Origin of the sequence: Pseudomonas fluorescens, from assembly GCF_902497895.1 — a bacterium.
GTDB lineage: Bacteria > Pseudomonadota > Gammaproteobacteria > Pseudomonadales > Pseudomonadaceae > Aquipseudomonas > Aquipseudomonas fluorescens_BP.
This window is the reverse complement of the sequence record NZ_CABVHQ010000054.1, coordinates 26,496-40,263: the sequence shown is the minus strand read 5'-3', so window position 1 is coordinate 40,263 and position 13,768 is coordinate 26,496. Positions and strand designations below refer to the sequence as shown.

13 protein-coding genes and 1 pseudogene are annotated in these 13,768 nt (G+C 59.7%); 8 read left to right on the top strand and 6 right to left on the bottom strand.

Annotation, left to right across the window (positions count from 1 at the left end; all coding sequences use genetic code 11):
* The first annotated feature begins 251 nt into the window (after positions 1-251).
* The gene (locus F8N21_RS22800; RefSeq protein WP_150644263.1) at positions 252-485 is read left to right on the top strand and encodes a hypothetical protein; all 234 of its coding nucleotides are present in this window, start codon (positions 252-254) and stop codon (positions 483-485) included.
* Between the two features lie 101 nt (positions 486-586).
* On the opposite strand, the gene sulA is transcribed toward F8N21_RS22800, so the two are convergent.
* Together sulA and lexA are read right to left on the bottom strand one after the other, a co-directional pair.
* Entirely contained in the window at positions 587-1,060 is a 474-nt protein-coding gene (gene sulA, locus F8N21_RS22795; protein ID WP_150644262.1) for an SOS-induced cell division inhibitor SulA, read from the bottom strand.
* Positions 1,061-1,070: 10 nt separating this feature from the next.
* The gene (gene lexA, locus F8N21_RS22790; RefSeq protein WP_150644261.1) at positions 1,071-1,679 is read right to left on the bottom strand and encodes a transcriptional repressor LexA; all 609 of its coding nucleotides are present in this window, start codon (positions 1,677-1,679) and stop codon (positions 1,071-1,073) included.
* Positions 1,680-1,930: 251 nt separating this feature from the next.
* Between lexA and F8N21_RS22785 the strand changes: the two genes are divergently transcribed.
* The 7 genes and pseudogenes from F8N21_RS22785 to F8N21_RS22755 all read left to right on the top strand — a co-directional run.
* A complete protein-coding gene (locus tag F8N21_RS22785; RefSeq protein WP_150644260.1) occupies positions 1,931-2,638 on the top strand; it encodes a TetR/AcrR family transcriptional regulator in 708 nt (235 codons plus the stop codon).
* A 202-nt stretch (positions 2,639-2,840) separates the two neighbouring features.
* A complete protein-coding gene (nagZ, locus tag F8N21_RS22780) occupies positions 2,841-3,839 on the top strand; it encodes a beta-N-acetylhexosaminidase (protein ID WP_191624381.1) in 999 nt (332 codons plus the stop codon).
* A 12-nt stretch (positions 3,840-3,851) separates the two neighbouring features.
* Entirely contained in the window at positions 3,852-4,595 is a 744-nt protein-coding gene (locus tag F8N21_RS22775; RefSeq protein WP_150644258.1) for an S-methyl-5'-thioinosine phosphorylase, read from the top strand.
* A gap of 80 nt (positions 4,596-4,675) precedes the next feature.
* Complete coding sequence (locus tag F8N21_RS22770) at positions 4,676-7,984, top strand: DEAD/DEAH box helicase (RefSeq protein ID WP_150644257.1); 3,309 nt, start codon at positions 4,676-4,678, stop codon at positions 7,982-7,984.
* A gap of 247 nt (positions 7,985-8,231) precedes the next feature.
* On the top strand, positions 8,232-8,510 hold the full coding sequence (locus tag F8N21_RS22765; protein ID WP_150644256.1) for a BrnT family toxin: 279 nt from the start codon (positions 8,232-8,234) through the stop codon (positions 8,508-8,510).
* Positions 8,488-8,736 (top strand): BrnA antitoxin family protein, encoded by a 249-nt coding sequence (locus F8N21_RS22760; protein ID WP_150644255.1) that lies wholly within the window; start codon positions 8,488-8,490, stop codon positions 8,734-8,736. Before F8N21_RS22765 ends, F8N21_RS22760 begins: the two co-directional genes overlap by 23 nt.
* Positions 8,737-8,894: 158 nt before the next feature.
* Positions 8,895-9,143 (top strand): annotated as a pseudogene (locus F8N21_RS22755) (S-methyl-5'-thioadenosine phosphorylase); the annotation flags it as partial.
* 386 nt (positions 9,144-9,529) lie between these two features.
* Here F8N21_RS22755 and F8N21_RS22750 read toward each other — a convergent pair.
* The 4 genes from F8N21_RS22750 to F8N21_RS22735 form a co-directional block, all read right to left on the bottom strand.
* Entirely contained in the window at positions 9,530-9,862 is a 333-nt protein-coding gene (locus F8N21_RS22750; protein ID WP_150644254.1) for a type II toxin-antitoxin system HicB family antitoxin, read from the bottom strand.
* The gene (locus tag F8N21_RS22745; protein ID WP_150644253.1) at positions 9,859-10,113 is read right to left on the bottom strand and encodes a type II toxin-antitoxin system HicA family toxin; all 255 of its coding nucleotides are present in this window, start codon (positions 10,111-10,113) and stop codon (positions 9,859-9,861) included. The genes F8N21_RS22750 and F8N21_RS22745 overlap by 4 nt, the downstream gene beginning before the upstream one ends.
* 373 nt (positions 10,114-10,486) lie before the next feature.
* On the bottom strand, positions 10,487-13,177 hold the full coding sequence (locus F8N21_RS22740; RefSeq protein ID WP_150644252.1) for a DEAD/DEAH box helicase: 2,691 nt from the start codon (positions 13,175-13,177) through the stop codon (positions 10,487-10,489).
* 11 nt (positions 13,178-13,188) lie between these two features.
* On the bottom strand, positions 13,189-13,761 hold the full coding sequence (locus F8N21_RS22735; protein WP_150644251.1) for a CsiV family protein: 573 nt from the start codon (positions 13,759-13,761) through the stop codon (positions 13,189-13,191).
* Positions 13,762-13,768 lie beyond the last annotated feature (7 nt).

The window sequence follows — 13,768 nt, the reverse complement described above, 5'->3', positions numbered from 1 at the left end:
CAGACTCTGCGGTATTCCAGACAAACCGTGGAAGCAGGATTTACGACTGCTGCGCAGCCGAACGCAGGCTTCGCCAGCTGCTACAACGCAGCCGAACGCAGGCTTCGCCAGCTGCTACAACGCAGCCGAACGCAGGCTTCGCCAGCTGCTACAACGCAGCCGAACGCAGGCTTCGCCAGCTGCTACAACGCAGCCGGACGCAGCCTTCGGCAGCTGCTACAATACCGGCCTTTCGTGGAGAACAGACCTTTATGCCAACGTCCTTTCTAGAAATTGTTGAGTTGCCTGACGGCCGTATCGAGCTGCGCAGGGCTGAGGACGAGGGTTCTCTGGTGACTTTGGACTTTTCCGAAGATGCCAAAGCGTTTCTGCAAGGACAGCACGTGGAAGTTGCCAAAGCCATGTTGAGCGTTGGTATGCAGATGGCTGGACGTCTGGTCGAAGGCGAATTGGAGAAAGACGAGGGGTCACGGGTACTTCACTGATACCGTTCGTCGGTTTTTCCGTGTAATTCATCGCCTCGAATCGGCTTCTCTATTCTGAAGAAGCCCTGCGTTACTCAGATGTTTCGTTGTAGCTTTGCTCATCACCCCAAACGAATATTCAGACTTTGCGCATCCCCTGTGCGGGCGGCGCTGATCAACTGTTGCCGCGCGCTGGAGCTCAACGGGTTGAGCCAGCTGACCACCGTATGGCTACGCCCCAGGCGCAGGGCCTCGCAGGTCAGTTTCTGAGCGCTTTGGGCGCCTCGGGGTTGCAACAGCAGAATCCGCTCCCGGTTCAACCCGGCATCCCGCAGCCAGGCCTGGGTCAGGCTGGGTGGCGGGGCGATCAGCGTCAGCCACCGGGCGTCCTGATCCTCGCTCAGCTCCCTGAGAATCGGCGCCAGCAGGTTCAGGCAGTTCCCGGCCGCACCGCGTAACGACAGTTCACTGAACGCTTCGGGCTCGGTGCTCCAGGGCGACTCGACCACATCCTTGAGGATCGGGGCGAGTGGCTGGGTCATGAAGGCCTCGAACAGTGGCAGTTGCGCATGCTGTGGTGTGTGTGGGAACTGCATAAAGCCTCCTTTAGCGGCGAATGACGCCGACACTCAAGCCTTCGATCACCAGATCCTGATCTTTCAGGTTCACTTCGATTGGGGCGAATTCCGGGTTTTCGGCCATCAGCCAGACTTTGCTGCCTTCACGCTTGAAGCGCTTGACGGTGACTTCGTCGCCGATCCGTGCGACCACGATCTGGCCGTTGCGGGCCTCGCGGGTGGTGTGCACGGCGAGCAGGTCACCGTCGAAGATGCCGATGTCCTTCATGCTCATGCCATGTACGCGCAACAGGTAGTCGGCGCGCGGGTGGAAGAAGGTCGGGTTGATGTTGCAGGATTCTTCGATGTGCTGCTGGGCGAGAATCGGTGCGCCGGCAGCCACCCGGCCAATGATCGGCAGGCTGGATTCGTCGGTCCTGGCTTCGAAGCCGGGAATGCGAATCCCGCGGGAAGCGCCAGGGGTCATCTCGATCGCGCCCTTGCGAGCCAGCGCCTTGAGATGTTCTTCAGCGGCGTTTGGGGATTTGAAACCCAGTTCCTGAGCGATTTCCGCACGTGTTGGCGGGTAGCCGTTGTCGTCGAGGCAACGTTTGATAAAGGCCAGAATCTCAGCTTGGCGTGGCGTCAGTTTTATCATATCGATCGCTCTGTCTTTTTATACAGTGACTGGGATTATATACAGTGGATCGCGCTTGGCAATCCTCCTTTTTATTGAGTCCGCTGGACGGTCGAATTGCAGTAGAGCGACCCTGGCATCAGGGGACTGACTACAGAGTCAGCGGGTATGCTTAAATAGGTGACTGGGCGGCCGTAAAGCGGACAGTCAGACTTGACAATCCAAAGTCTGAAACGTATGTTTCAAACAAGTGTTTGTCAGGCGGAGTAGCCATGGCCCAGTCGGAAACCGTTGAACGCATTCTTGATGCTGCCGAGCAGTTGTTCGCGGAAAAAGGGTTCGCCGAAACTTCATTGCGGCTGATCACCAGCAAGGCCGGGGTCAACCTGGCAGCGGTGAACTATCATTTCGGCTCGAAAAAAGCCCTGATCCAGGCGGTGTTCTCACGGTTCCTCGGGCCCTTCTGCATCAGCCTCGATCGCGAGCTCGAGCGGCGCCAGGCCAGGCCGGACAACAAGCCAAGCCTGGAAGAGCTGCTGGAAATCCTCGTCGAGCAGGCGCTGGTGGTGCAGCCGCGCAGTGGCAACGACCTCTCTATCTTCATGCGCTTGCTCGGCCTGGCCTTCAGTCAGAGCCAGGGGCATTTGCGTCGTTATCTGGAAGACATGTACGGCAAGGTGTTCCGTCGCTACATGCTGCTGGTCAACGATGCCGCGCCACGCATTCCACCGATCGAACTGTTCTGGCGCGTGCATTTCATGCTGGGTGCCGCAGCCTTTAGCATGTCGGGCATCAAGGCCTTGCGGGCGATTGCCGAGACCGATTTCGGGGTCAATACTTCGATCGAGCAGGTGATGCGCTTGATGGTGCCGTTTCTGGCGGCCGGCATGCGTGCCGAAACCGGTGTCACCGATGACAAGATGGCCAGCGCTCAGCTACGGCCGCGCAGCAAGTCGAGCTCTTCGGTGGCCAAGGTTTAACCGCGCGCGGGTGGGCGCGGCGGCTGACATCCGTTAAGCTAGCCGCCCATGCCGACTGCAGTTTTAGCTCTGCTCCCTATCCCCTTCGCCGACCCTGTTTTGCCGGGCATTGCCTGTGCCGATGCGGTCGCGCGTCTGCGCCTGGGCCATCGATGATGTGCCGCGCGCTTGCCGTTATTAAGGATTTTCTATGACTTCTGGCCTGCAAGGCTCCTTGATGGTGGACGTCGCCGGTACCTGGCTGACGGCTGAAGATCGCCAATTGTTGCGTCAGCCCGAAGTGGGCGGCCTGATCATTTTTGCGCGTAATATCGAGCATCCGCGCCAGGTCCGTGAGCTCAGCGCAGCGATTCGCGCGGTGCGCCCGGACCTGCTGCTGGCAGTGGACCAGGAGGGCGGTCGGGTGCAGCGACTGCGCCAGGGTTTCGTGCGTTTGCCGGCGATGCGGGCGATTGCCGATAACCCGAATGCCGAGCACCTGGCGGAGCAGTGTGGCTGGCTCATGGCGACTGAAGTGCTGGCCGTTGGCCTGGACTTGAGTTTCGCTCCGGTACTGGATCTGGACCATCAGCGCAGCGCGGTGGTCGGCAGTCGTGCCTTTGAAGGTGATCCAGAGCGTGCCGCGTTGTTGGCAGGGGCGTTCATTCGCGGAATGAACAGCGCCGGGATGGCCGCCACCGGCAAGCACTTTCCCGGCCACGGCTGGGCGGAGGCCGATTCCCATGTGGCGATCCCGACCGACGAGCGCAGCCTCGAAGAGATTCGCGCCCATGACCTGGTGCCCTTTGCCCGCTTGGGCAAGCAACTGGCGGCGGTGATGCCGGCCCACGTCATCTATCCGCAGGTCGACTCGCAGCCTGCCGGTTTTTCGCGCCGTTGGTTGCAGGACATCCTGCGCGGCGAGCTGCAGTTCGACGGGGTGATTTTCAGCGACGACCTGTCGATGGCCGGCGCGCATGTGGTCGGCGATGCCGCGAGTCGAATCGAGGCGGCGCTGGCGGCCGGTTGCGACATGGGCCTGGTGTGTAACGACCGGGCGGCAGCCGAGCTGGCCTTGAGCGCCGCCCAGCGCCTGAAGGTCAAACCGTCGGCGCGGATTGCGCGGATGCGCGGCCAGGCCTGCGCCAGCACCGAGTACCGCCAGGACCCACGCTGGCTGGCGGCCCTTGGCGCGCTCAAAGATGCCCAACTGATTGATTAAGGACTTTTTGCAATGACGGTTTACGCGATTATCGGTGGCACCGGTCTGACTCAGCTCGAAGGCTTGAGCATTCGCCAGTCGTTGGCGCTGGACACACCCTATGGCGCGCCTTCGGCGGACATCCAGATCGGTGAGTACGCCGGGCGTGAAGTGCTGTTCCTGGCGCGCCACGGCCATCCGCACCGGTTTCCACCGCACCAGGTGAACTACCGGGCCAATCTCTGGGCGCTGAAGCAGGCAGGTGCCGAGGCGATTCTGGCGGTCAACGCGGTGGGCGGGATTCATGGGGCGATGGGCACCGGGCATTTCTGCGTGCCTCATCAATTGATCGACTACACCAGCGGCCGCGAGCACACCTACTTTGCCAATGACCTGGAGCAGGTCACCCACATCGACTTCAGCTACCCCTACAGCGAACCGTTGCGCGAGCAATTGATTGCCGCGCTGGCCGCTGAGGGCTGCGCCTACAGCAGTCAAGGCGTGTATGCCTGCACCCAGGGGCCACGCCTGGAAACCGTGGCCGAGATCGCCCGGCTGGAGCGCGACGGTTGCGACATCGTCGGCATGACCGGCATGCCGGAAGCCGCCCTGGCCCGCGAGCTGGACCTGGCTTACGCCTGTCTGGCGCTGGTGGTGAACCCGGCAGCGGGCAAGTCCGGTTCAGTCATTACCATGGCCGAGATCGAGCAGGCGCTGCATGATGGCATGGGCAAGGTGAAGTCGGCATTGGCGCGGGTGTTGGCGGCGAACGTTTAGCCTGTTAGCTTCGGTGGGGGGGGGCAGCCAATAGGTTGTGCAACTGCCGATTGAATTGATTCCTGATAAGCGTTGAGTTCATGCCAACCCATCTCCAGCACATTTTCGAACTTCCCTGGGTTGAAGAATTCAGCCAGTCCACCCTCGAACGGGGCCGCAAGTATGCGCAGGAGCGGCGAGTAGAGATAATCAGTGCCGACGGGGATGGCGTTATCGCAGCCTGCCGAGGTTCGGCCGCAAATGTCTACGAGCAGCACATCCAATTCAATGGCGATCCGGTGGGCGAATACCTGCTCGAATGCTATTGTTCGTGCCCGGTCGTGGTCGATTGCAAGCATTGCGCGGCGGTCATGTTTCACCTGCAAGAGACCTCTGTTCAAGCGCTGGGCGCCTCTGCCGAGGTCCGGCTCAATCGTGAGCTTGAGCAATGGCTCCAGCAGATTGCCGATCAAGACCGCGAAGCCGATCCGGTCAAAGGCACGGGTACCCGACTCGTGTACAAGCTCGAGGGGAGCCGCAGCCTTGGCCAGTGGGTGCTGGAGGTATACAGGGCGCGTCAGCTCAAGGACGGCGCGCTGCGGGACATAAAGCTGTTGTACTCAATGGCGGATACGCTGGCTCGCGAGCCGGGTTACCTTTCCGAGCAGGATCTGCGAATCGCCAGGCTGATGGTAGCGGGTCGCTCTCACTCCTTCCTCAGTGGTTATCCCTTGCAAGGGCGCGGCGGGGCGGAAATTCTCGAGCTGGCACTGCAGACTTCACGGCTGTTTCTCGATTTTGAACAATCGCAGCCATTGTCGGCTGGCGCGCAACGGCCAGCGGACTTTATTTGGGCTGAACAAGCCAACGGCAATTATCGTCCGCAATGGCTCAGTGCCGGGCAGGCGCTGGAGGCGGTATTGCCCCTGGAACCTCTGCATTATCTGGATCGGACCCGAGGTGAGCTAGGGGTTGTACTGCACCTGCTGGACGATAAGTTAGCCTGTCATTTATCCCTTGCACCGGAAATTCCTGCCCGTCAGGTGCTGCAGTTCAGCCACCGCCTGAGTGCTTTGAACAAGGCGGCTCCCGCTCCGCAAGCACTGACCGAACGTCTGATCGACGACCTCGAGCCGCAGGCGTATCTGACCTTGGGCAGCCACGGTTTTACTGGCTATGTACATGAAACGCGGCGTATGCAGCAGCAATTCGAACACCGTGCGGCGTTGACGTTCAGCTATGACGGACACTTGGTGACGGACAAAAAATCCAAAGCGCTCATGGTGCTGTCCGGCACTGAAACCCTGCGCATTCAGCGCAAGCCCGCTGCCGAAAAAGCCTTGCTTCAAGTCTTGCAGAAAACCGGCTTGAAAAAAGCTACGGGCAAAAGCCAGGCGTTGCCCGATAGCGCTGGCGAGATGTTTGGCTTTGCGGATGATCAGGCCTGGTTCGATTTCGTTCATACCGGCATACCGGCCTTGCGCGCGGCCAATTGGCACATCGAGATCGCCAAGGGTTTTGAATTTGATCTGCGCCCCGTGGAGGATTGGTACGCCGACATTGAAGAGTCGTCCGGGCGTGAATGGTTCGATCTCGAACTGGGTATTGTGGTGAATGGCGAGCGTCATGCTTTGTTGCCGATCATCCTGCACCTGTTGCGCGGCAGCCCGCAGCTATTGAATCCGGATTACCTTGCGCAGCGCGCGGACGACGACTACCTGCTGACCGATCTCCATGGCGGGCAATCCGCCGGCAGGTCCGGGGCAAAGGTCGCGCTGCCTTATGGCCGGATCAAGCCATTGATGGCTACCCTGGGCGAGTTGTATCTGGCTGAGCACAACGGCACTTCGTTGCGTATGAGTGCGCCCGACGCGGCGCGGCTGAGTGAGCTGGAAGGTTTGCCGCTGGTCTGGCAGGGTGGTGAGCGACTACGGGCTTTCGCCAAACGTCTGCGTGAGTCGACTCACATCCAGGTTTCGGCGCCAGCCAGTCTTGATGCGACGCTTCGAGAATATCAGCTCGAGGGGTTGAACTGGATGCAGACCCTGCGCGAACTGGAAGTTGGCGGCATTCTCGGTGACGACATGGGGCTGGGTAAAACCTTGCAAACCCTGGCTCACCTGCTCTGCGAGAAACAGGCTAAGCGCCTCGGGAGCCCAGCCCTGGCAGTCATGCCCACCAGTTTGATTCCCAACTGGCTCGACGAGGCAGCGCGCTTCACGCCCCAGCTCAAGGTGCTGGCACTCCACGGGTCCAACCGTCAGAAAGACTTTGCCAGTCTGGCAGAGTACGACCTGGTCTTGACCACCTACGCGCTGCTGCCGCGTGACCTGGAGGTTCTGCAGCAGCAAGTGTGGGATCTGTTGATTCTGGACGAAGCTCAAAATATTAAAAATCCTGCCAGTAAAGCCGCTCAAGCGGCTCGACAGTTAGAGGCTCGGCAGCGTTTATGCCTGTCTGGCACGCCCTTGGAAAATCACCTCGGCGAACTGTGGTCATTGTTCCATTTTCTGCTGCCGGGCTGGCTCGGTGACAGCAAAACTTTCAATCGCAATTACCGCACGCCCATCGAAAAGCATGGCAACAGCGAGCGTATGCAGCAGCTGACGGCCCGAATAAAACCTTTCCTGCTGCGGCGCAAGAAAGAGCAGGTGGCTCGCGAGCTACCGCCAAAAACCGAAATTGTGCATTGGGTTGATTTGAGCGACACCCAGCGGGATGTCTACGAAACCGTGCGCGTCGCCATGGACAAAAAAGTCCGCGACGAAATCAACCGTCATGGTGTTGGGCGTAGCCAGATCATCATTCTTGAAGCGCTGCTCAAGCTGCGCCAAGTCTGCTGCGATTTGCGACTGGTGAAAACAGCTTCAACGGCCAAGGCCGCGCGTCCAGGCACAGGCAAGTTAGGTAGCCTGATGGAGATGCTTGAAGAGCTACTCAGCGAAGGTCGACGGATTCTGCTTTTTTCGCAATTCACCTCGATGCTGGCATTGATTGAGCAGGAGTTGCGGCAGCGTAACCTCGACTACTCGATCCTGACGGGTGAAACCACGGATCGACGCACCCCGGTCAAGGACTTCCAGAGCGGCAAGACTCCGCTGTTTTTGATCAGTCTCAAAGCTGGCGGAACCGGCCTGAACCTGACTGCCGCCGATACGGTGATTCATTACGATCCCTGGTGGAACCCGGCGGTGGAAAATCAGGCGACTGATCGAGCCTACAGAATTGGCCAGGACAAGCCGGTGTTCGTTTACAAGATGATTGCCCGAGGTACCGTCGAAGAGAAAATACAGGCGCTGCAACAGGAAAAGGCAGCCCTGGCCGCCGGGGTGCTGGAAGGCGGTATGAGTGGTGGCTGGAAGCTTGAACAGAGTGATATTGAAGCGCTGTTCGCGCCTTTGAAGGGGTGAGTGCCCGTTGCGCCGCGGTGCGACTTTCGTGAGCAAGCCCCAGTCAGTCAAGGGCATGGGGCGGTGAGCAAAGACGCTCAAACGCCGGTCGGAAAAACCGCCTCTACGAGTCGAATAGCACCAGCCTGACGCGCTGCGCTTGTTGGCCTCTGGCCGTCCGGTGGTTGCGCCACCGCACTGGCAGGGGCTACGCATTCATCACCAGGCAGGCTATAGTGTATGTACAACTGTAAATACAGGATGCCCCATGCACTTTGAATGGGACGAAGCCAAGAATCAGGCCAACATCCGCAAGCACGGCATAGACTTCAATGACGTGCCCGACATTTTCCAGCACCCGATGCTGGCCCTGCGCGATGACCGCGAGGACTATGGCGAAGAACGCTGGATCAGCATCGGTTGGATCAAGTCGTTGATGGGTGTGGTCGTGTACGCCGAACGGCGGGGAGATATGATCCGCATCATCTCCGCCCGAAAAGCCACTAAGCAGGAGGCCAAACACTATGTCGAAAGCATCGAAAACTGACTGGGAGCGCCTGGCCAAGCTGGACGACCAGGATATCGACACCAGCGACATTCCGGAACTGGGCGAAGACTTCTTCCGCCGCGCCGAACTGCGCGTGCCGGTAAAAAAGGCTGTGACCATCCGCCTGGATGCCGACGTGCTGGAGTGGTTCAAGGGCCAGGGAGCGGGCTACCAGACGCGTATCAACCAACTGTTGCGCCACTACATGCAGGCTCATCAAGGCTAGCCGGGGTGAAACAATAACAATAATGGGGGACACGTTTTACGATAAGACCCTGCTGCGCCTTCCAGGCATGAAGCGCCAGGCCACGATTGATATCGTGGTGTGTCCCTGATTTTTGCCGTCCCTCTGTTGGCGACAAATAGATCTGTCGCCTTTTCTACCTGGAAACCGTGGCCGAGATCGCCCGGCTGGAGCGCGACGGTTGTGACATCGTCGGCATGACCGGCATGCCGGAAGCCGCCCTGGCCCGCGAGCTGGACCTGGCTTACGCCTGTCTGGCGCTGGTGGTGAACCCGGCAGCGGGCAAGTCCGGTTCAGTCATTACCATGGCCGAGATCGAGCAGGCGCTGCATGACGGCATGGGCAAGGTGAAGTCGACATTGGCGCGGGTGTTGGCGGCGAACGTTTAAGGCGCACTCCCCGTAGCAGCTGGCGAAGCCTGCGTCCGGCCGCGCAGCGGTCGTAAATCCGCCCGGCTCGGTTTGCCTGCGTTATCGCGTGCAAAGGTTCTACGACCGCTACGCGCTCGAACGCAGGCTTCGCCAGCTGCTACGGGAGCTGTGTTCAGTTTGGGGATTGGTGTCCTGTCTTCCGGCTTTCTTGTCCGACAACGCGCGATATGCCATAGACCGTGGCGCACCCATCGCGAGCAAGCCCGCTCCCACACTTGATCGCGTGCTACCGCAAGATCTTCGGCAAACACCGAGCTAATGTGGGAGATCCTGCTCGCGATAGCTATTGATCAGCGATGCATCAGACACCGCTATATCAGCGCCAAACAGAAACGCAGGATGGTTCAGGCGTGTGTCTCACGATCAAGGACTTCAACTACCCACTGGTTGATGCTCTTGTGAGCCAGCTGTGCTTTGACGGCGACAGTCGCGTGAAGTGCTGGCTCCAATCGCAGGCTGATATTGCCCGAGTAAGGTTTCTGTGGAGCACGGCCCAGCTTGGCGCAAGTATCAAGGTAGTCAATGACCGCCTCTTCAAATGCTGCTCGAAGCTCTTGTACCGATTCGCCATGGAAGCCTACGACATCTTTGATGCCGGCTATATGGCCGACAAACAGGTTGTCTTCTTCGCTGTACTCGATTCGAGCGGCATAACCTTGGTAATTCATCACGTTCATGGGATGACTCCTGCTTGTTCGAGGAAAGCCCGAGCATCTCGAACCTGGTAGGGCTTTGCTTCTTTATCGGGGTGTGGTCGGTGGAAAGTGCCGATCACGCCATTAAGCTCAAAGCGTACCCGCGATCCATTGCCTTCAATAGTTCTGGCACCGGCAGCGCCGAACAGCGACTCAATACGAGCCCACTCCAGAGTGGCTGGAACCGGTCTCGAGAAGATGGCTTTGAGAGTGCTGAGCTGTTTGTTGTTCATGGTATTATATTATGATACCAGAATGAGCTGGGCAACCATTTGTCTGGCGTAGGGTGGCTAATGGGGCTCGCTGCGGATTGGCGGTGCCTTTCGGATCGCCAGGATCGCAGCCTGCGGCAGCTCCTACAGGATTGGTTTACCCCCGCAACATCACGGGTGTGCAGGATCGGCGTAGGAGCTGGCGCAGCCTGCGATCTTTTGGCGGTTCTGGAGATTGCCCAGGAGTAGGATCAACAGATCGCAGCCTGCGGCAGCTCCTACAGGTTTTGCATACACCCGATAATTTGCCGGTGCACGGAATCGGCGTAGGAGCTGCCGTAGGCTGCGATCTTTTTCGGGGCACGCCCATAGCGATGTATCAGTCACCACTATATCAGCGCTTTTCCAGCTTATTCGGCAGCGGCGCAAACAGCGCTTCGATGTCCTCGCTCTGCAGCTTCCAGTCGCCGGTCTTGCGTCCGTCCAGTACGCCTGCGGCCAGGTCGGATTTTTCCTTTTGCAGGTGCTGGATTTTCTCTTCGACGGTGCCGCGGGCAATCATCTTGTAGACGAATACCGGCTTCTCCTGACCGATGCGATAGGCGCGGTCGGTGGCCTGGTTTTCGGTGGCCGGGTTCCACCACGGATCGTAGTGGATGACGGTGTCGGCCTCGGTCAGGTTCAAGCCCACGCCGCCGGCTTTCAGGCTGATCAGGAAGATCTGCAGCTTGCCGCTCTGGAACTCTTTCACCGGGGTCCGGCGATCGCGGGTTTGTCCGGTCAACAATGCATAAGCGACGCCACGGCGTTTCAGTTCCACTTCGATCAGCGCGAGCATCGAGGTGAACTGGGAGAACAGCAGAATTCGCCGGCCTTCTTCGAACAGCTCCTCGAGCATTTCCATCAGGCTGTCGAGTTTGCCGGAGGAGCTGCCGCGAGCCGGTGGCGCATCGTTGACCAGGCGCAGATCACAGCAGACCTGACGCAGCTTGAGCAGTGCTTCGAGAATGATGATCTGGCTGCGGGCCACGCCCTTGCGGGTGATCTCGTCGCGGACTTTCTTGTCCATCGCCAGGCGCATGGTTTCATAGACGTCACGCTGCGCTTCGTTGAGTTCGACCCAGTGGATGATCTCGGTTTTCGGCGGCAGTTCGGTGGCCACCTGTTCTTTGGTCCGGCGCAGCAGAAAGGGTTTGATCCGGCCATTGAGGTGCTGCAGGCGTACTTCGCTGGCGCGTTTTTCGATCGGCACGCGGTAGTCGCGATTGAAGCTTTTCACGTCACCCAGCCAGCCGGGCAACAGGAAGTGGAACAGCGACCAGAGTTCGCCCAGATGGTTTTCCAGCGGCGTGCCACTCAGGCACAGGCGTTGCCGGGCATTGAGCTCACGCGCGGCATGGGCCGCCTTGCTGTTGGGGTTCTTGATGTATTGCGCTTCGTCCAGAACCAGCACGTGCAGGGGCAGGGCGGCGAGGCGCTCGACATCCTTGGGCAGCAGCGCATAGGTGGTCAGGATCAGGTCGTAGTCGGTCAGCTCGGCGAAATATTTTTTGCGCCCGGCACCGTACAGCGCCAGCACCTTGAGTTGCGGCGTGAAGTGCGCCGCCTCATCCAGCCAGTTGGGAATCAGGCTGGTGGGCATCACCACCATGCACGGCCGGTCCAGGCGTCCGGCGTTCTTCTCGCTCACCACGTGGGCCAGGGTTTGCAGAGTCTTGCCCAGGCCCATGTCGTCGGCGAGGATGCCGCCGACTTCCAGTTGCCGCAGCGACTGCATCCAGCTCAAGCCTTCCAGCTGATAAGGCCGTAGCGTCGCGTTCAATCCTTCGGGGGCGGTGGTTGTGAAGTCTTTGATATCCCGCAGGCGCTGGGCGAAGCTGCGGATGTGCTCGCCACCTTCCCAGAGCAGCGGCAAACCTTCCAGTGGGTTGAGGCGCGTCGCATCGGCCTTGCTCAAGCGCAGGGTGGTGGTGTCGGGTTCCTGCAGATAGAACTCGCCGAGGGTCGCCAGCACCGGCTTCAGTCGGCCGAACGGCAAGGCAACCTGCAACGGGCCGTGATCGGAGCCTGGGCGGTTGGGGATGTTCACCAGGATCAGTTCATCGTCACGCCGCCTGGCGAGGCGTTCCGGGTTGAGCAGTTCGGTGTGCGAGCGCATCAGGTTGAGCAGGATGGGCAGCAGGCTCAACCGTTCGCCATTGACGATTATCCCCAGTTCAAGGTCGAACCAGTCCCGCCCGGGTGCCTCTTCGACAGTGGCGTACCAGTCATCGACGGCCGTCAGGTCGAAGCCGAAGTCTTCATCGATCTGCAGTTCCCAGCCTTGTTCGCGCAGCTTGGGCAGCTCATTGAGGGTGAAGGTCAGCCAGGCGCTGTCATTGACCATCTCGAACAGGTCGCCGGCGCTTTCCGGCAGTGCCTTGCTTTGGCGGGTGGCGATCTTGAAACCGAGGACTCGCAGTTGTTCGCGGTAGGTGTTTTCGACCTCGGGATGGCGTTTGATCCGCAGGGTCTGCTTTTCCTGGCGAATCAGGATGTCGGCATTCTTCTGCCCGCTGACGTATTCATCCAGGTAGCTGAAAGACAGGGCCGCGCGATGCTGGATATAGCGCTGCATTTTGCCGTTGCGCGGCTCGAAGGCGCTGAACTCGATGCTTGCCAGCCACAATCGCGGAACCGGTTGCACGTTGTCCACCACCACCTGCGGCAACAGGGCCGGGCTACGGTTTTCCAGGACGGCCTGGAGTTTCTCCAGCAGTTCGGCATCTTTCGCGGCGGCCGGGTAGGCCAGGGTTTCCTGCACTTGCAGCAATACCGCTGCGCAGTGTTTGCAGTTGCTGCGGACCGGGCAGGAACAGCTGGCATCGACCATCAGCAAGGTGCCTTTGGCCGACTCGCGCAAGCGAATGGTCTGACGGTAAACGTTGCCTCCCGAGCCCTCGCAACTGGCGGTGATCGTACTGTCACCGGCCTGGACGATTCTGACGCGGTTTTCCAGGGCGTAGCGGCGGCCACGCTCCAGGCTTTGTTCCTTGAATCGACTGACCCAGGAGGGGCCCAGGGGTTTGGTCAGGGTCGGGGGCATGGGGACTTCAATCAGTCCGGTATTTCTTCGGGGACTGGCGCAGGCGCAGGGGCTGTCAGCGAGGTGATCTTGATCAGCAGGCCGAGGTGGCCGTTATCGAGGAAGTTCAACTGGCCGTTCTTGGTGTGGCTGGTCTGGCTCATGCGCTCGCTGGCAGTGACCAGGCCATTGCTGTCGAGCTGATTGACCCAGAACTCCGCATCGACGTCGGTAAAGCGCCCCAGTTTCAGGTTGAGGGTGCCCTCGATCGGAAACTGGCCGAACTTTTCCTCGCCGTCGCTGATTGCGACTTTGCTCGGCTCTTCGCCCAGGTTCTGTTGCCAGGCTTTATGCATCAGAACGGTGTAGTCATTGCTGGCGGTGAGTTTTTCCACCTCGCCGGCGAGGCTCGGGGTGCGTTCGTCCTGCGCCGGGATGCGCTGGGCGCCAGCAGCCCAGTCTTCCGGTGCGACGATTTTTTCGTTGACGATGGCCGGCACGGTATTCTGCCGGACCAGGATCATTTCAACCTGATACAGACTGTCGGCAAATGCCATGGGTGCGACCAGTGTCAGTAGCAGGGTCAGAGAGCGAAACAGGCGCATACGGCGT